This window comes from Borborobacter xinjiangensis, assembly GCF_047739745.1.
GTDB lineage: Bacteria > Pseudomonadota > Alphaproteobacteria > Rhizobiales > Rhizobiaceae > Pseudaminobacter.
This window is the reverse complement of record NZ_JBLLVA010000051.1, coordinates 1-17,282: the sequence shown is the minus strand read 5'-3', so window position 1 is coordinate 17,282 and position 17,282 is coordinate 1. Positions and strand designations below refer to the sequence as shown.

The 17,282-nt window shown below is 64.8% G+C and carries 18 protein-coding genes and 1 pseudogene; 11 read left to right on the top strand and 8 right to left on the bottom strand.

Annotated elements, in window-relative coordinates; all coding sequences use genetic code 11:
• The 4 genes and pseudogenes from ACLKMW_RS25575 to ACLKMW_RS25560 all read right to left on the bottom strand — a co-directional run.
• Window positions 1-62: pseudogene (locus tag ACLKMW_RS25575) on the bottom strand (formate dehydrogenase); the annotation flags it as partial.
• A gap of 11 nt (window positions 63-73) precedes the next feature.
• Complete coding sequence (locus ACLKMW_RS25570; RefSeq protein ID WP_415727336.1) at window positions 74-2,989, bottom strand: formate dehydrogenase subunit alpha; 2,916 nt, start codon at window positions 2,987-2,989, stop codon at window positions 74-76.
• Between the two features lie 11 nt (window positions 2,990-3,000).
• On the bottom strand, window positions 3,001-3,198 hold the full coding sequence (locus tag ACLKMW_RS25565; RefSeq protein ID WP_415727335.1) for a twin-arginine translocation signal domain-containing protein: 198 nt from the start codon (window positions 3,196-3,198) through the stop codon (window positions 3,001-3,003).
• Window positions 3,199-3,231: 33 nt separating this feature from the next.
• Entirely contained in the window at window positions 3,232-3,921 is a 690-nt protein-coding gene (locus ACLKMW_RS25560; RefSeq protein ID WP_415727334.1) for a TorD/DmsD family molecular chaperone, read from the bottom strand.
• A 371-nt stretch (window positions 3,922-4,292) separates the two neighbouring features.
• On the opposite strand from ACLKMW_RS25560, the gene ACLKMW_RS25555 reads away from it, so the two are divergent.
• Genes ACLKMW_RS25555 through ACLKMW_RS25545 form a run of 3 tightly spaced genes read left to right on the top strand, consistent with a single transcriptional unit; the run spans window position 4,293 to window position 6,476 of the window.
• Window positions 4,293-5,300, top strand: coding sequence for a DUF6352 family protein (locus tag ACLKMW_RS25555; RefSeq protein WP_415727333.1), 1,008 nt, complete (start codon window positions 4,293-4,295; stop codon window positions 5,298-5,300).
• Window positions 5,297-5,812: a DUF3305 domain-containing protein gene (locus ACLKMW_RS25550; protein WP_415727332.1), complete on the top strand. Its 516-nt coding sequence runs from the start codon at window positions 5,297-5,299 to the stop codon at window positions 5,810-5,812. Before ACLKMW_RS25555 ends, ACLKMW_RS25550 begins: the two co-directional genes overlap by 4 nt.
• The gene (locus ACLKMW_RS25545; protein ID WP_415727331.1) at window positions 5,805-6,476 is read left to right on the top strand and encodes a DUF3306 domain-containing protein; all 672 of its coding nucleotides are present in this window, start codon (window positions 5,805-5,807) and stop codon (window positions 6,474-6,476) included. Before ACLKMW_RS25550 ends, ACLKMW_RS25545 begins: the two co-directional genes overlap by 8 nt.
• Window positions 6,477-6,535: 59 nt before the next feature.
• On the opposite strand, the gene ACLKMW_RS25540 is transcribed toward ACLKMW_RS25545, so the two are convergent.
• Window positions 6,536-7,420: a substrate-binding domain-containing protein gene (locus ACLKMW_RS25540; RefSeq protein WP_415727330.1), complete on the bottom strand. Its 885-nt coding sequence runs from the start codon at window positions 7,418-7,420 to the stop codon at window positions 6,536-6,538.
• Window positions 7,421-7,505: 85 nt separating this feature from the next.
• Here ACLKMW_RS25540 and ACLKMW_RS25535 point away from each other — a divergent pair, with 85 nt between their 5' ends.
• Genes ACLKMW_RS25535 through ACLKMW_RS25515 form a run of 5 tightly spaced genes read left to right on the top strand, consistent with a single transcriptional unit; the run spans window position 7,506 to window position 12,909 of the window.
• On the top strand, window positions 7,506-8,198 hold the full coding sequence (locus tag ACLKMW_RS25535) for an ABC transporter permease (RefSeq protein WP_415727328.1): 693 nt from the start codon (window positions 7,506-7,508) through the stop codon (window positions 8,196-8,198).
• A complete protein-coding gene (locus ACLKMW_RS25530; RefSeq protein WP_415727326.1) occupies window positions 8,198-8,920 on the top strand; it encodes an ABC transporter ATP-binding protein in 723 nt (240 codons plus the stop codon). The genes ACLKMW_RS25535 and ACLKMW_RS25530 overlap by 1 nt, the downstream gene beginning before the upstream one ends.
• Before the next feature lie 44 nt (window positions 8,921-8,964).
• Window positions 8,965-9,774, top strand: coding sequence for an ABC transporter substrate-binding protein (locus tag ACLKMW_RS25525; RefSeq protein ID WP_415727338.1), 810 nt, complete (start codon window positions 8,965-8,967; stop codon window positions 9,772-9,774).
• Window positions 9,775-9,813: 39 nt separating this feature from the next.
• The gene (locus tag ACLKMW_RS25520; RefSeq protein ID WP_415727325.1) at window positions 9,814-10,938 is read left to right on the top strand and encodes a molybdopterin-binding protein; all 1,125 of its coding nucleotides are present in this window, start codon (window positions 9,814-9,816) and stop codon (window positions 10,936-10,938) included.
• Window positions 10,939-10,953: 15 nt separating this feature from the next.
• Window positions 10,954-12,909: a molybdopterin biosynthesis protein gene (locus tag ACLKMW_RS25515; RefSeq protein WP_415727324.1), complete on the top strand. Its 1,956-nt coding sequence runs from the start codon at window positions 10,954-10,956 to the stop codon at window positions 12,907-12,909.
• Between the two features lie 149 nt (window positions 12,910-13,058).
• Here the strand turns inward: ACLKMW_RS25515 and mobA are convergent, their stop codons facing one another.
• Window positions 13,059-13,673, bottom strand: a complete 615-nt coding sequence (gene mobA / locus ACLKMW_RS25510) for a molybdenum cofactor guanylyltransferase MobA (RefSeq protein ID WP_415727337.1) — start codon at window positions 13,671-13,673, stop codon at window positions 13,059-13,061.
• A gap of 115 nt (window positions 13,674-13,788) precedes the next feature.
• Between mobA and ACLKMW_RS25505 the strand changes: the two genes are divergently transcribed.
• Window positions 13,789-14,484: an orotate phosphoribosyltransferase gene (locus tag ACLKMW_RS25505; RefSeq protein WP_415727323.1), complete on the top strand. Its 696-nt coding sequence runs from the start codon at window positions 13,789-13,791 to the stop codon at window positions 14,482-14,484.
• A gap of 31 nt (window positions 14,485-14,515) precedes the next feature.
• Here ACLKMW_RS25505 and ACLKMW_RS25500 read toward each other — a convergent pair whose 3' ends face one another.
• A complete protein-coding gene (locus ACLKMW_RS25500; protein ID WP_415727322.1) occupies window positions 14,516-15,406 on the bottom strand; it encodes a formate dehydrogenase accessory sulfurtransferase FdhD in 891 nt (296 codons plus the stop codon).
• 148 nt (window positions 15,407-15,554) lie between these two features.
• Between ACLKMW_RS25500 and ACLKMW_RS25495 the strand changes: the two genes are divergently transcribed.
• Together ACLKMW_RS25495 and ACLKMW_RS25490 are read left to right on the top strand one after the other, a co-directional pair.
• Window positions 15,555-16,811 carry a molybdopterin molybdotransferase MoeA gene (locus ACLKMW_RS25495; RefSeq protein ID WP_415727321.1) on the top strand — a complete coding sequence of 419 codons (1,257 nt, stop codon included), beginning with the start codon at window positions 15,555-15,557 and terminating at the stop codon, window positions 16,809-16,811.
• Window positions 16,812-16,819: 8 nt separating this feature from the next.
• Window positions 16,820-17,071 carry a sulfurtransferase TusA family protein gene (locus tag ACLKMW_RS25490; RefSeq protein WP_415727320.1) on the top strand — a complete coding sequence of 84 codons (252 nt, stop codon included), beginning with the start codon at window positions 16,820-16,822 and terminating at the stop codon, window positions 17,069-17,071.
• Between the two features lie 28 nt (window positions 17,072-17,099).
• On the opposite strand, the gene ACLKMW_RS25485 is transcribed toward ACLKMW_RS25490, so the two are convergent.
• Window positions 17,100-17,282: hypothetical protein (locus ACLKMW_RS25485; RefSeq protein WP_415727319.1), on the bottom strand; the 183-nt coding region annotated here is incomplete at its 5' end.

Below are 17,282 nucleotides of genomic sequence, written 5' to 3'. Positions count from 1 at the left end.
GTCACGCAGGCATTGCATTCGATGCAGCGGTCGGCATCGCAGAGAAATTTCATTCGTGCCATGATGTCCTCCCTCAAGCCGCCGTGATCTGGCAGAGTGAAACCTTCGGTTCCTGCATTCCGGTGGCCGGATCGTAGCCATAGGTCAGGATCGAGTTGGCGCTCTCGCCGAGCACGATCGGTTCTGTCCCTTCCGGATAGGCCGAGCGCAGGTCTTCGCCGCCGAACCAGCCGCCGAAGTGGAACGGCATCCAGGCAACGCCCTTGCCGACACGCTCGGTCACCAGTGCCTTCACCTTGGCCCTGGAGTTGTTCTCCGCACCCGTTACCCAGACCCATGCCCCGTCGACGATGCCACGATCGCCGGCATCCGCCGGACTGATCTCGATGAACATGTTCTGCTGCAGTTCGGCCAACCACGGATTGGACCGGGTTTCCTCGCCGCCGCCTTCATATTCGACCAGTCGGCCGGAGGACAGGATCAGCGGAAACTGCTTGGCGATGCCCTTGTCGACCGCCTCCTTCTGCACCGTGAAGCCGATATTGGGCAGGCGGAACTGCTTGGCATCCTCGAGCGTCGGATATTGCTCGATGAGTTCGACCCTCGGCGAATAGATCGGCTCGCGGTGCACCGGGATCGGGTCCGGCAGCCCGAAGGCGTTCATGCGCGCCTTGCCGTTGCCGTAAGGCACGCAGCCATGCTTCATCGAAACGCGCTGGATGCCACCGGAAAGATCGGTCGACCACGAAACCTTGTCGAGGTTTTCAGGAACGTCGCCGCCGATCTTCTGGATGACGGCAAGCTCTTCCGGCGTCAGGTCCGCGTCCCAGCCAAGCTTCTTGAGCACGCCATAGGTGAACTCGGGATAGCCGTCGACGATTTCCGAGCCCACGGAAGCCACGTTGTCGGCAAGCAGGCTGACGCCGTCGCGCTCGACGCCGAAACGGGCGCGGAACGTGCCGCCGCCTTCCATCACCGGAAGTGTGGTGTTGTAGAGCAGCGGCGTGCCCGGATGCTTGAGCTCCGGCTTGCCCCAGCAGGGCCAAGGCAGGCCGTAATAGTCGCCGGCGGCCGGGCCGGTCGTCGCCTTCATCGAGACGAGATCGAAATCCTTCTGGTTGGCCATGTGCAGCTTGAGGCGTTCGGGCGATTGCCCGCAATAGCCGGTGCTCCAGCTTCCGCGGTTGATTTCGCGCAGCACGTCCTCGGCTTCCGGCAGATTGTTCTCGACCTTGATATGCTTGAACATCTTGTCGGCGAAGCCGAGTTTCTGGGCGAGCAGGTAGATGATCTCAAGGTCGTCCTTGGCCTCGAAGCTCGGCTTGACGATCTGTTCGCCCCATTGGATCGCCCGGTTGGAGGCGACGCGCGAGCCCTTGCACTCGAACTGGTTGGCGGCCGGCAGCAGATAGACATTGTCGGTGCGCCCCGCTTTCACCGCCAGCGCCGCCCAGGTGGTCGGGTGCGGATCGGCCACCACCAGAAGGTCGAGCTTGGCCAGGCCCTTCAACGATTCGGGAATGCGCGTGATGCTGTTTGAGGCATGGCCCTGGACGAACATCGCCCGCACATTGTCTTTCTGGGCGACCTGGTCCTTCGGCAGCAGCACGCCGTCGAACCACCGGGTCAGCGGTATGCCGGGCGTCTCCATCATCTCCTTGCTGTCGAACTGCGAGACCAGCCAATTGTAGTCGACGTCCCAGACGCGGCTCCAATGCTTCCAGGCGCCTTCCTTGAGGCCGTAGTAGAAGGGCAGGGTCACGATATCGAGGCCGATATCGGTGGCGCCCTGCACATTGTCATGGCCGCGCAGGATGTTGGCGCCGGTGCCGGGCTTGCCGATATTGCCGGTCAGAAGCAGCAGGATGCAGCTTGCCCGCACATTGGCCGTGCCGACGCTGTGCTGGGTCTGGCCCATGCACCAGATCAGCGTGGAAGGCTTCTGCGTGGCGAACATCTCGGCGGCGCGCTTCATCTGCTCGCCGGGAACGCCTGTCACCCGCTCGCACTCTTCCGGGTTCCACTTCCGGATTTCCTTGAGCGTGTCCTCATAGCCGTAGACGCGCTGCGCGATGAACTCCTTGTCCTCCCAGCCGTTCTCGACGATGTGCCACATGAGGCCGTAAAGCAGCGGAATGTCGGTGCCCGGCCGGAAGCGCAGATATTCCTTGGCGTGGGCGGCCGTGCGCGTCATGCGCGGGTCGGCGACGATCAGGTTGGCCTGGTTGAGTTCCTTGGCCTCCAATATGTGCTGCATGCCGACGGGATGCGCTTCGGCCGCGTTGCTGCCCAGGAACATCATCGTTTTGGCGTTGCGCATGTCGTTGATGCTGTTGGTCATCGCGCCGTAGCCCCAGGTGTTGGCCACGCCGGTAACGGTCGTCGAATGGCAGATGCGCGCCTGGTGGTCGGTGTTGTTGGTGCCCCAGAACGCACCGAGCTTGCGGAACAGATAGGACCCCTCGTTGGTGAATTTGGCCGAACCCAGCCAATAGACCGACTCCGGTCCGGAAGCCTCGCGTATCTCCATCAGCTTGTCGCCGATGCCGGCGATCGCCTCGTCCCAGCTGACCCGGGTCCAGGCACCATTGACCAGTTTCAGCGGATATTTGAGCCGGCGCTCGCTATGGACGAGCTCGCGCACCGATGCACCCTTGGCGCAGTGCGAGCCGCGATTGATCGGGCTGTCCCAGGAGGGCTCCTGGCCGATCCACACGCCATTGGAGACTTCGGCGGTGACGGTGCAGCCGACGGCGCAGTGCGTGCAGACACTCTTGCGGATTTCCAGCGGAGCGCCCGGCTCCGGCGGCGGGCCGGCTTCTGCCTTGCGCATGTTGGCGAGCGGCAGCGCGCCTATGGCCGCAAGGCCGCCGGCGGCAAGGCCAGAACGGCGCAGGAAGGTGCGGCGGTCGAGACGGGTCGGCGATGCTTCGGCCAGCGCGGCGAGGCGGGGTTGACGCGAATGACGGTCGGTTCTCTTGATCAGCATCGTCGCCTCCTTCAGGCCGGATATTTGTTGACCCGGTAGTAGTTCTTCACGTGCTCGGATTCCTGATAGCGCGTCTTGCGCTTCTCGTCGGACGTTTCGGTGTCGGCCATGGCTTCGCTCGCCAGCGGAACCGTCGTCGCAGCCGCGGACAGGCCGAGCGCCCGAAGGAAATCGCGACGCTTGAGCCCCTTCTTGCTTTCACTTTCCATTTCGACGTCCTCCCTGGTTTCCGCGGCCTGCATTCAAGCGGGCAAGGTGAAGGCCTCTGTCTCGATCTCAATGAACAGGCGGCCGATCTTGCCCACGGTCCGGTAGAATTCCGTCACGGCCAAGCGCTCCACATCGGCGAAGAAGCGACCCATCCAAGGCGCGACATGCGCGCCGAAAAATTTCGCCTCGACGCTCGGGTCCTGACCGAAATGCCCGATTGCCAAGCCCGCCATGACTTCGCACAGCATGCCGGCGTGATCCTCCGGCTGTACCGAGCCGCCGCTTGCCGCAATGCCGAGCAGGCGCAGATCCGCCCGCACCCGCGCCAGCGGCCGCTCATTCAGGAAGCCGGTGAGATAGTAGGAGGCGTAAGGCAGCACCTCGCTGCGGCCGACGCCGACGAACAGCCGGAAATAATCCTGCTCGATCAATTCGATGTCCGTGTCACGCGCGGCCTCGGCCAATGCGGCATGGAGAAGGCCAAGCGGCAGTGCATCGCCCTCGATCTTCGAAATGCCCCCGATCAGGGTTGCGTCGGGTGCGTTGAGCAGAAGCGTTGCCAGCAGCGTGTATTCTTCCGACCGAGCAATATCGACCTCATCGATACCGCTGTTCGCCGACGGGTACGCGTTCGGATGCTGGTTGTTTGGCGGGGTGAGCGGACTGGCCCCGTGCTTTGCGGCGGTGCTGCGATAGTGGTGCTGCGCGCCGCCCTCGCTCATTCGAGGCTCCCGGCCAGGCTGTCGGCGCAGCCGCTTGCGCAAACCCGCCATTCCCATTCCGCGGCCCGTATGCGCCACAGCATGTCATAGACGGATGTTTGGGAATTTCGGCCGAACATATCCCCCACCAAGCCCAGTCGGTGTTGTGCGGGGTTGTTCTGCTTGTTGGTAACGTGCGTGGTAACCCCGCGCACCTGCCTGTTGATCAGCGTCCAACAAATAGATCGCTTCGTCAACTGGAAGTATTAAATTTTTGGGAATTTCTGCAATTTCATGCCAATGTTTGCCGGCGCGCTTGCCGTCTTGTTCCGGCAAGAGCAGGATAGGCAGCAAAAGGCCGGCGAGCCACGGCTCGTCCGCGGAGAGTTCGGATGAAGGACTTCTGGTTTTCCTGCGGCCATCATCTGATGGATCGCGATACTGACGGCGGACTGACCGTCACCGATGATTTTCTCAAGCTTTATCTTGCCCGGCCGGAACTGGTGCCGCCGCCGGAGGCCTGCACGGTCGAGCGTACCCTGCATGCCGCGCTGCTTGCCGAGCCGGCTCGCCCCGTCGACAGGCAGGACATCGCCGCCATCGCCGACGCGGACGCGCGCGAGAATTGGGAACTGATGATCGGGTTTCGCGACCGGCTGCTGCGGCACAAGACGCTGGAAGGCGCCTATCTCGATCTTGTCCGCAACGGTGTCGGGAGCACGCCGCCGCTGTTCCTGAACCAGCTTGTCCACGCGATCCTGCGAAATGCGCTCGATGGCTGCGAGGACCCCTTCGTGCTGAGGGCGGCCGAACTGTTCTTCCGGCGGCAGCGCATGACCTTGCATGAGGGCTCGCTGATCGCGGCTGATGACGAGACGATCGCCGGCATCGGCACGGCGCCGGTTTCGCCGCTTGTGTCGATGCTGGGCCTGCCGGCGGCGGCGGAAATCGACGTGCTCAACGAGGAAAGCGCCGATCTTTACTGGGAACGCAGCGATGCTTTCGATATGGCGCTCGATCTCACCGCCGGACGTCGCGGGCTGAGCGCGCTTGCCGAGGCGATGACGCGCTGGCTGCGCCACATGCTGGCGGTCGAGGTGGAGATCGAGCCGCTGACGCAACTGCGCGAGGTCTCGTTCGACTGGTATCTCGGGCTGGATGCAGAAGGCACGCGAATCGGCAACCGCCTGTGGAGCGGCGACGAGATCGACTCGGCAAGCCATGCCCGCCTGGTCGGCCTCTTCCGGCTCGGCTTCAAGGATCGCGGACTGGTCGTCGACAGGCTGAGGGGCCAACCGGCCTATCTCATCCTCGCCATGTCGCCTGAGAAGATCCTGCACATGAAGCCGCAGAACCTCCTGACGGGCCTCCCCATCCGGCATCTGGAGGCGGCGAGTTGATCGGCTCGAACGTCATCACGCGGCTTGTCGTCGGCGTCATCGTGGAGCGCCGCAAGGCCAAATCGCCTTGGATCGACTACACCTGGGCTGCGGTCGAGGTGCTTGACGGCGAGCCCGCGGCCGAGCCCTGGACCGTGCTTTCCGACGATGGCGAGAGGGCGACGTTCTACGCCGGCACGGCCACGCTCGACCTCTACCGCACGGAAACCGGCAACTATCGCGACAATCTGGCATCGGGCGCCGCCTCTGTCTGGGTGGCGTTGACCGAGACCGGCGGTCATCCACCCTATGCAATCGCGGCCGCTACCGTCGATCCGGCCGAGGGCGAAGCGCTGACTCAGCCCGGATCGCTGGTCGAGGCGGTTCCCATGCCCGAGACGATCCGCCACACCCTTGCCGAATTCGTGGCGCGGCATCATGTCGAGACTGCCTTCGTCAAGCGCAAGCGGGATCGCGCCGATCCGGAAGCGCTGGCGCGGCGTTTGCCTGTTGGCGGAAAAACCGATGACTGAGTCTGAAAGCCTGCTGGCGCGCTGGTCCCGGCTGAAGCGACAGGCCGAGCCAGAGAAGCCGCGCGACGCCGACGCCGTTCCCCCGGACGAGGGCGCGCAGCTTGCGCCGGATGCGGAGGCGGAAGCGGAGGCCTTCGACCCGGAGAGCCTTCCGCCCATCGAAAGCATCGATGCGACGACGGACCTGCGCGCCTTTCTCGCTCGCGGCGTACCGGCCGATTTGCAACGTGAGGCACTTCGGCGCGCCTGGACCGCCGACCCGACGATCCGCGACTTCATCGGATTGTCGGAAAACTCCTGGGACTTCAATGCGCCCGGTGACGTGCCGGGCTTCGGCGCGCTGGACCCGCAGGAGGTGCAGCGCGTGCTGGCGCATCTTCTGCGCGGGGAGGAGCAGGCTGGCACCAAAGACGCGACAGAGCAGCCAGCCTCGAACGAAAGGCAATTCGCTGCGGCGGAGGAATCGGTGCGACTTGGCGGGGAGCCACCGGCCGAGACTGTTTCGGCGGTGGCGGAAGGCGATGATGCGGTCGACCACGCTGCCACGCCCGCCGAGCCGGCCGAAACCGTGGCTTCGGACGCATCTCAGCCGCCGCAGCGTGATGCTGGCGAGGGCGGGCGCCGGCGACATGGCGGCGCTATGCCGCGCATCGACTCGGATTGACGCGACAAATTCAAGCGTCAGCGCTTCCTGCCGTCTTGGAAGAACGTTGGCGCGGTAAATCATGTGGCGAAGCGGATGGTACCCGCCGGCGTGATGTCATAGCCGGTGAGCTCTTCCGCGCGGGTCGTCAGATCGCCATGGGCCATGAAGCACAGCAGCTTTTGCAGCGGTGGCTGGAAATAAGTGCGCTGGCGCATCAGCAGGTCGAAATTTTCCCAGACCAGCGGCACGAAATCGAGGCCGGAGGCGCGCGCCGCCGCGCGCGTGGCGATGCCGCAATCGGCTTCGCCGGCGCGCACGGCAGCGCCGAGGTCCGGTCCGGTCAGGCATGGCGGATCGAGCCGGTTCAGGTCGGCCTGGGTCGCGCCTGATCGGGTCAGCAGCACGTCGAGCAGCATATGGGCGCCCGCGCCCTTCTGCCTGACCGCCATTTTGGCATTTGCGGCGAGAACGTCGGCAAGGCTGTGCAGGTTTGTCGGATTGCCGGGGGCCAGCAGAAGCCCTTGCTCGCGCCGCACCAGCGCGACCAGCACCATGTCCTGCAGGCGCGGCATGGTGCGCATTGCCGCTACATTCGCGGGCTCGCCGCTTTCATCGGCCATGTGATAGTGGATGGCGGCGGCCGCAACCTCGCCGCGCAGCAGGCGGGCGACGCCGTTTTCGCTGCCTTCGTTCAGCGAAGCGAGTCCCGAACCAGAGCGGCGCAGACACCACTCCAGCAGATCATCCTGGCTGCCGCCGACGATCGGTGGCGGGTCTGCCGGAATCATCCCCGGCGGTCGTGACAGCCCCGACAACACCCAGCGATCGAGTTCGTGAACGGGAAACAGCCATTTGCCGGTCACCTTGCTGCACGGGATCGCGTTGCTGGCGACCAGTTCATAGAGCTTGCGTTCGCCAAGGCGCAAATAGTCGGCGGCTTCAGGTGTCGTGAGGAGCTTCATGCCTGCATCCATATGCATATTTTAGGCTATTTTCAATTGTTTGACAGAACGGGAATCATTGCAGAGAAAGCCCCAGGAGGCGAGAATGCCGGATAGCCTGAACGCTTGGCAACTGATCATCAGCGGCGACCCGACGCTCTACGCGATCGTGCGACTTTCGCTGGCCGTCAGCCTGTCTGCGGTGGCGATCGCGGTGATCGTCGGGCTGCCGCTTGGCGCGTTGCTGGCGCTGACGCGCTTTCGCGGCCGCACGGCGCTGATCGTGCTCCTCAACGGTTTCATGGGCCTGCCGCCGGTGGTGGTCGGCCTGACGGTGTTCCTGCTTCTGTCGCGGTCGGGCCCGCTCGGCGCCTTTGGCATCCTGTTCACGCCGCTCGCCATGGTCATCGCACAGGCGCTGCTTGTGGTGCCGATCATCGCCGCGCTCACCCGCCAGACGATCGAGGATCTGTGGCACGAATATCGCGACGAGCTGACGGCGATGAATGTCGGGCCGGCAGGCCGGATGGCGACGCTTTTGTGGGACAGCCGCTTCAGCCTGATCACTGCGCTCCTGGCGGGCTTCGGCCGCGCCGCCGCCGAGGTCGGCACGGTGATGATCGTCGGCGGCAATATCGACGGCTTTACCCGCACCATGACCACGACGATCGCGCTTGAGACCTCGAAGGGCAATCTGCCGTTAGCCATGGGGCTGGGTTTGGTCCTGATTGCCCTGATTCTGGTGATCAACGCCGCCGCCTGGGGCGTGCGCGTCTGGTCCGAGCAGCGGGCGGGCTGATGCGCGACCTGTCGAGCGATATGCCGGTCACATTCGAAGGCGTCTCGCTTCGCGCCGGCGAGACGACGATACTCGACCGCTTGAACCTGTCGATCACGCCCGGCGCGCCGACGTTGATCGTCGGGCCGAACGGCTCCGGCAAGACTTCGCTGCTCAGGCTGTGCATGGGGCTTGTCGCTCCGTCGGAGGGCCGCATCAGGTGGGGCGGGCGCGATACGGCCAGTCCCGGCCGCCTGGCGATGCTGTTCCAGCGCCCGGTGATGCTGCGCCGCTCGGTCGCCGACAACGTTGCCTACGGGCTGAGGCATGCCGGGCTGCCGCGACGCTTGCGCAAGGCGCGCGTGGAGGAAGCGCTTTCCCGCGTCGGCCTTCTGGAGCTTGCCGGGCGCCCGGCAAGGCGTCTTTCGGGCGGCGAGCAGCAGCGCGTCGCGCTTGCCCGCGCACTGGCGCGCGAGCCGGAGCTTCTGCTGCTCGACGAACCGACCGCCAGCCTCGACCCGGCAGCCACGCGCGGCGTCGAGGAGATCGTCCTGATGGCGGCGCAGTCCGGCATCAAGATCGTCATGGCCTCGCATGACCTCGGCCAAGTGCGAAGGCTGGCCGGCGACGTGATGTTCATGGTGCGCGGGCGCCTTTGCGAACGCGCCAGGGCCGCCGATTTCTTCGACCATCCATCAACCGGCGAGGCAGCCGCCTTTGTAAACGGCGAACTCGTCATTTAACGCAACAGGAGCTTCCATTGTTGAACCGTCGTCTCTTTTCCGCGCTGGCCGCGGCCGCGTTCCTCGCCATCGGCAGTGTCGCCGCTGTCGCCCAGGACAAGGCGATCGTCGTCGCCTCCACCACCTCCACGCAGGATTCGGGCCTGTTCGACTATTTGTTGCCGCTGTTCAAGGACAAGACCGGCATTGACGTGAAGGTCGTCGCGCAGGGCACCGGCCAGGCGCTCGACACCGCGCGGCGCGGCGATGCCGATGTCGTGTTCGTGCACGCCAAGGCGCAGGAGCAGAAATTCCTCGACGAAGGTTTCGGCGTGAAGCGCTACGATGTGATGTACAATGATTTCGTGCTGATCGGTCCAAAGAGCGATCCGGCCGGAGTGAAGGGAACCAAGGACATCACCGCCGCCTTCGACGCGATTCGCGCCAAGCAGGCGCCATTCGTCTCGCGCGGCGACAAGTCGGGCACCCACAGCGCCGAACTCAAGCTCTGGAAGGAAGCCGGCATCGATATCGATAGCGCCAAGGGTGAGCGGTATCGCGACATCGGCCAGGGCATGGGCGCAGCGCTCAATACGGCAGGAGCGATGAACGCCTATGTGCTTTCCGACCGCGGCACCTGGCTATCCTTCAAGAATCGCGGCGACCTCGAAATCGTCGTCGAGGGGGACAAGCGGCTGTTCAATCAGTATGGCGTCATGCTGGTAAATCCGGAGAAGTTTCCCACGGTCAAGGCCGAGGCAGGCCAGAGCTTCATTGACTACCTGATTTCGCCGGAGGGGCAGGAGGCGATCGCCAAGTACAAGATCGATGGCCAGCAGCTTTTCTTCCCCAATGCCAGCCGCGATCCTTCCTGATCGGTTGCAAAACGGAGCGTATCTGGCCCATCATCGGGCATGAACAGAACGCAGCCTTCGAACGGCGCGCTGACCAGCCTCGAATCGGCACTCGCCGAGCTGCTCGAAGGGCTGGTCGCGGTCGCTCCCATATCAGTGCCGCTCGGCGAAGCGGCCAGCCTCGTCGCCGCCGAAATGCCGGAGGTCGCGGCTCCGCTTCCGGCGCGCAACCGGGCGACGATCGACGGCTGGGCGCTGCGCTCGCTCGATCTGGCCGGCGCGTCCTCCTATTCGCCGGTTCCGCTGCCAGGCGCTCCGGAGTGGGTGGAGGCGGGGGCATCGCTGCCTGAAGGTTGCGATTGCGTCATCGAGGCCGATCTGGTCGAGTGCCATGGCCCGTTGGCGCAGGCGCTCGCCGAAGCCGTGCCGGGCGAGGGCATCCGACGTGCCGGCGAGGAGGTCGCCGCCGGCCTTCCTTCCGTCATTTCCGGCCGCAGCCTGTCGGCCGCCGATCTGCTGGTCGCGCGGGCGGTCGGCCTTGACAGGATCGCCGTGCGCTCGCCGCGCCTGCGGCTGATCGATGTCGCCTCAAACGATGGCAGCACATTGACGGCGCGTCTGGTTGCCGATCTGGCTGGAGCGGCGGGCGCGCGCGTCACCACTGCGACGATTTCGCGCGAGGCCGAGGCAATCACTGGAGTTCTGAATGCGGCCCCATGCGACCTGATCGTGCTTGTCGGGGGTACCGGCTTTGGACGCACAGATGCCACTGTCGCAGCTCTGTCGATGCGCGGCGCACTGATCGCGCATGGCATCGCGCTGCAGCCCGGACGCACGACGGCGACCGGCAGACTGGACGCGACGCCCATCGTGGCGCTGCCCGGCGCGCCCGATCAGGCCTTCTCGGCCTATCATATACTGGTGCAGCCGCTGCTCGATCGCCTCTGCGGCCGGCTCGCCCGACGTGGGATCGTCCTGCCGCTGGCCCGCAAGATATCGTCGGGCATAGGACTTACGGAGATCGCGCTTGTCCGGCAGGAACAATCCGGCTGGCTGCCGCTTGCCGTCGGTGCCCTGTCACTCGACCATATCCGAATGGCCGATGCGTGGCTCGCCATTCCCGGCGGCAGCGAAGGATATCCAGCCGGAATGCCGGTCGAAGCCTTCCCACTGCGGGCGAGCTGATATAAGGCCGCCGACATGACCAGATCTTCGCCACCTGCCTCCCATCCACGGCAAGGGGTCGGACAAGACCAGTTCCTGACCGTCCTGTCGCGCGAGGAGGCGCTTGCCCGTTTTCAGGCGGCGCTGTTTCCGCACGCCATGCCGAGCGAAGAGCGCGCGTTGGCCGATGCGCTTGACCTGGCGCTGGCCGAAGACGTCGTCGCACCGATCGACGTGCCGCCTTTCGACCGCGCCAATGTCGACGGCTTTGCCGTGCGCGCCGCCGACATCGCGTCGGCCTCCGAGGCGAATTTCGTCAGCCTCTCCCTGAATGGCGAAACCATCGCCTGCGGCACGGCGCCGACCGAGACGGTTGAGACGGCGACTGCGACGGCAATCGCCACCGGCGGGCCGATACCGCGCGGTGCCGACGCGGTGGTCATGGTCGAGCACACCCAGCCTGACGGTGATGATTCCATCGAAGTCCGGCGTGCCGCATCACCGGGCCAGTTCATATCCTATGCCGGTTCCGACATCGCGCGCGGCGAGGTGCTGCTGCGGGCGGGCACGCTGATCGGCGCGCGCGAGATCGGCATGCTAGCCGCATGCGGTGTCGCCAAGGTGCCGGTGGCGCGCAAGCCCCGCGTGGCAGTACTTTCCACTGGCGACGAGCTCGTCCAGCCGGGCGAGAAGCTATGTCCGGCCGCGGTCTACGACACCAATGGCGCGATCGTCAGCGCCGCGATTGCCGAAAACGGCGGCGAGCCGGTTTTCCTCGGCGCAATTGGCGACGATGAGGCCCGGCTCGAAGTGGCCATGCGCGAGGCGCTGGCGGCATGCGACATGCTCATTCTGTCCGGCGGCACCTCGAAGGGGGCGGGCGATGTAAGTCATCGCATCATTTCAAGGCTGGGCCAGCCGGGCATTCTTGCGCACGGGGTGGCGCTGAAGCCCGGCAAGCCGCTGTGCCTTGCGGTTTGCGACGGCAAGCCGGTCGTCATCCTGCCGGGGTTCCCGACCTCGGCGATGTTCACCTTCCACGACATGATCGTGCCGGTGTTGCGGCGTATGGCCGGCCTGCCGCCGCGGACCGAGACGCAGGTGACGGCACGAATTCCGCTGCGCATCGCCTCCGAGCTCGGCCGGGCCGAATTCGTCATGGTTTCGCTGGTGGAAGGCGAGGATGGGCTGGTCGCCTATCCCACCGGCAAGGGGTCGGGCGCGATCACTTCGTTTGCGCAGGCCGACGGCTTCGTGCGCATCGATGCCCTGGCCGACCATATGCCGGCCGGCGCGCAGGCGGAGGTGACGCTGTTTACGCCGCATCTGCGCGTGCCTGATCTCGTCATCATCGGCAGCCATTGCACCGGGCTTGATCTGGTCCTGGAGCCGCTTTCCCGCGCGGGCCTTACTGCGCGCTCGCTGGCGGTCGGCAGTCTTGGCGGGCTGGCCGCTGCCCGACGCGGCGAATGCGATTTGGCGCCGATCCACCTCCTTGATGAGAAGACCCAAAGCTACAATGCGCCTTTCTTGAGCGAGGGACTTGAACTCGTGCCCGGCTGGCGGCGCATGCAGGGCATTGTCTTTCGTCCGGGCGACAGGCGCTTTGAAGCGAAGTCGGTCGAAGACGCGCTTGCGGCGGCCCTTGCCGATCCAGCCTGCCTGATGGTCAACCGCAACCAGGGTGCCGGAACCCGCATCCTTATCGACCAACTGCTGGGGCAGGCCCGGCCTGACGGCTACTGGAACCAGCCGCGCTCGCACAATGCGGTGGCCGCCGCGGTGGCTCAGGAGCGCGCCGATTGGGGCGTGACGATTGCGCCGGTGGCACGGGCGGCAGGGCTCGGCTTCATACCGCTGGCCGAGGAGCATTATGATTTCGCGCTGGTCTCGACCCGCAAGGAGCGACCCGCGGTGCAGGCTTTTCTCAAAGCGCTCGCCGCACCTGAAAACCATGCCGCGCTGGAGAAGGCTGGCTTCAGGCCGGCGTGATTTCTCACCTCCATCGCCCCTCACCCTTACCCTCTCCCCGTAAACGGGGCGAGGGGGCGCGGGCGTTGCTGCTTGTCCCTTCTCCCCGCAAGCGGGGAGAAGGTGCCGGCAGGCGGATGAGGGGTGACGGCCAAGAAAAAAGTGCGGCATCAGCCGCTGACCAGCTTCGCCAGCTCTTCCGCCTCCGAAAGGTCTTCGACCGTATTGGCGTTGAAGAAGGGATCGACCGGCTCGGTCGGCCATGACACCGTCGCCAGCCGGTAGCGCGCGGTCCAACGGTCGATTTTGCGCAAATCCTCTTCCACCAGCGCATGGCGCAAATCGCCGCGCAGACCGACATTCCAAAGTCCGATCACCGGATGCGAGCGGCCGCCTGACGAAGCGACCGCGAGTTGCGCATCCTCTCTTAGCCGCGCGTCATGGAAGCGGCTGACGAGATCGCGCGGCAGGAAAGGGCAATCGCCGGCGACGCTGACCACCCAGCGTGCTTGCGGCCGGTTCTCGGCCGCCCAGTCGAGCGCCGCGAGCACTCCGGCGAGCGGCCCCGGATTGTCCGCGACGGTGTCGGCCACCACCGGTAAGCCGAAGGCGGCGAAACGGGCCGGATCGCCATTGGCGTTGAGCACCAGCCCGTCGCATTGCGGCGCAAACCGCTCGAGGACATGATTGAGGATGGTGCGCCCGCCGATCTCGCGCATCGGCTTGTCGCCTCCGCCCATGCGCCGAGCCAATCCTCCGGCCAGCACCACGCCCAGGGTTGCCATGTTCTCATCGGTCACGGTCGGCGGTATCCTTCCTTATGAATGTGCGACTGCAAGACTGGCCAGCCCGCAGTAAAATTGATAGCGAGGGGCACCCTTCAATTATCAGGTCGACCCCATGTTCTCCAACACCTTCCCTGATCGCGCGGTGATTTCCGAAACCGTGGCCAAGATGCTGCTCGAGATCGATGCCGTTCATTTTCGTGCCGATCAGCCGTTCACCTTCACGTCCGGCCTTGCCAGCCCGGTCTATATCGATTGCCGCAAGCTGATCTCCTATCCCCGCATCCGCGCGGCGATCATGGATTTTTCGGCGTCGGTCATTTTCCGCAATGTCGGCTTCGAGCAGTTCGATGCGGTGATCGGCGGCGAAACCGCGGGCATTCCCTTCGCGGCCTGGCTGTCGGATCGCATGGGCCTGCCGATGCAATATGTGCGCAAGAAGCCCAAGGGCTTCGGTCGCGACGCGCAGATCGAGGGCAATCTCGTCGAAGGCGCCCGGGTTCTGTTGGTCGAGGACCTGACGACCGACGGCGGCAGCAAGATCAAGTTCGCGGAGGCGATCGCCAAGGCGGGCGCCAACGTGACCGACACCTTCGCGGTGTTCTATTACGACATTTTTCCGGACACGCCGAAGAAACTGGAAGCTGCCGGCATGCGGCTGCACTATCTCGCCACCTGGTGGGACATTCTGCGGGTCTGCAGGGAGCAGGGGCGGTTCAGTCCCGAGACGCTCGCCGAGGTCGAGAGCTTCTTGAGCGAACCGGTTAAATGGTCCGCCGCGCATGGCGGTATTTCCGAACTGCCGCGATAAATTTGCCACCTCAATCTTTGAAGTCGAGGCTCTAATCGGCCTCGGCGCTCTTGCGATGGTGGCGGGCGGCTTCCTCTTCGATGAGGGCAGGGTCCTCGTCGAAGACGATCCGCTCGATGCCTGAAAGGGCCGAGAAGCGCTTGCCGCGCGCCCGCCCCACCAGCGTCAACCCGGCTTCACGCGCCAGAGCCACGCCCCAGGCGGTGAAGCCGGAACGCGAAACCAGGATCGGAATGCCCATCCGCACCGTCTTGATGGTCATTTCCGAGGTCAGCCGGCCGGTCGTGTAGAGGATCTTGTCGGAGGGATCGACCCGGTTGCGGTACATCCAGCCGGCGATCTTGTCGACGGCGTTGTGGCGCCCGACATCTTCCATGTAGCAGATCGGCTCGCCCTGCCGGCAAAGCACGCAGCCATGGATGGCGCCTGCCTCCAGATAGAGCGAAGGCGTGGTGTTGATGGTCCGCGTCATCTGGTAGAGCCAGGAGGTCCGCAGTTCCGCCGCCGGCAGGTCGATCTCCTCCAGCGCTTCCAGGAGGTCGCCGAAGGCCGTGCCCTGAGCGCAGCCGGAGGTCAGCGTCCGCTTCTTCAGCTTCTGCTCGTAATTGGTGCCGCGCTCTGTGCGCACCACCGCCACTTGCAGGTCCTCGTCATAGTCGACGCCGGTCACTATGTCGTCAGGCTTCAGCATGTTCTGGTTGAGCAGATAGCCGAGCGCCAGATATTCCGGATAATCGTTGATCGTCATCATGGTGACGATTTCCTGCGCATTCAGGTAAAGCGTCAGCGCGCGCTCGACCGGCACGTTGACCTCGACCGCCGCCCCGGTGTGGTCGATGCCGCTCACCCGTTCGGTCAGCCGCGTGTCGCCGGGATCGGGCATGATGACGGCGGAATCGGAAAGGCTGTCGTTCGTGGGCATGGCGCTCTCGTTCATGTTGCTGTCGGCGATAGGCTGCCGGAATCGGTTGCGACGTTTGCACGAAATGGCTCGCGCGTCAGCCTTATGTAATGATAGGTCGCACACGCCGGTATGCGGACGGACCTCAAACGACGAACGGTAGAGGAAAATGGCGCAACTCTCGGACGACTGCTTTGCCTTCGGCGGGCCGCTGATGCCGCTCGACGATATGATCGCGCTGCTTTCGGCTCGCCTGCAGCCGGTGGAAGGCACCGAGGTGGTGCCGCTGGTCAAGGCCGACGGCCGCGTGCTGGCCGAAGACATCCATGCCCCGTTCTCGCTGCCGGCTTTCACCAACTCGGCGGTGGACGGCTACGCCGTGCGCGGCGCCGACCTGCCGTCGGATGGGGAGCGGACCTTCACCGTCGCCGGCCGCCTTCAGGCCGGAGCGAAGGCCGAGAAGTCGGTCATGCCGGGCGAGGCCGTTCGCATCTTCACCGGCGCGCCGATGCCGGAGGGTGCCGATACTGTGTTCATGCAGGAGGATGCGCGCATCGACGATCGAGGCCACGTGATTCTCCCGTCGGGGTTGAAGCGCGGCGCCAATATGCGCCCCGCCGGCGAAGATATTGCGGCCGGCCAGCTGGTGCTTGAAACCGGGCAGCGCATGCGCCCGCAGGACGTCGCCGTTGCCGCTGCCCTCGGCCTTGCGCAGGTCACCGTGCGGCGCCGCATACGGGTCGCGGTGCTGTCCACCGGCAACGAGATCGTCGCGCCCGGCGCGCCGCGCGGTCCGGCGCAGCTCTTTGATTCCAACCGCTTCATGCTGATGGCGATGCTGGCGCGGCTTGGCTGCGAGGTCAGCGATCTCGGCATGCTCGGCGACGATCGGGCCGCGATTGCCGGCGGCTTGAAGGAAGCCGCCGCCGGACATGACCTGATCATTACCTCCGGCGGCGTTTCGACGGGCGAGGCGGACTATGTTCGCGATGGCGTCGAAAGCGTCGGTTCGCTGGTTTTCTGGCGCGTGGCGATCAAGCCCGGCCGACCCGTGGCGATGGGCGTCATCGACGGCACGCCGTTGATCGGACTGCCGGGAAATCCGGCGGCAAGCTTCGTGACTTTCGTCTGCGTCGCTCGGCCCGCCTTGCTGGCGCTTGCCGGCGCCAGGCCGCAAACACCGCCGCCGATGCCGGTACGCGCGGCTTTCACCTACAAGAAGAAAGAGGGCCGGCGCGAATATGTGCGGGCAAGCCTGCGCAAGGCGCCGGACGGCTCCCTTGAAGCCGTCAAGTTCCCGCGCGAAGGCGCGGGGCTTCTGTCTTCGCTGGTGGAGACCGATGGGCTGGTCGAGCTCGGCGAGGAGACCACCCGCGTCGAACCCGGTCAGACAGTGGCTTTCCTGCCCTATTCGGGTCTTTTCTGAGTTAAACGATGACCACGACCAAACTCGACCTTTCCGGACTCAAATGTCCGTTGCCGGCATTGAAGACCCGCAAGGCGCTTGGCGCGCTCAAACCGGGCGATCGGCTGGAAGTCCGGTGCACCGATCCGCTGGCCGTCATCGACATACCCAATCTCATTAGCGAAACCGGAGATCGCATTGAGACAACCCTTAGGGACGGCGATCGCATTATATTTTTGATCGAAAGGCGAATGGACCGTTCGGACCGACTGTCGCATTAGGTGGCCGGATGTTACTGGGGCTGCATATTCAGGCATCGCGTGGCGAATGATTTGAAATTTGTGTAGCATCAGGAATAAGTTTTGCCTTATAGTCAAATCCGACGATCCATTGAGTTCGCCGCGAAACGGTATCGCGAAGGAAAAACGCATGACATTTCAGGAACGTGGTCGTCGGGATCGGGGACCGAAGGGTCGCGGGCTTGACGATGTG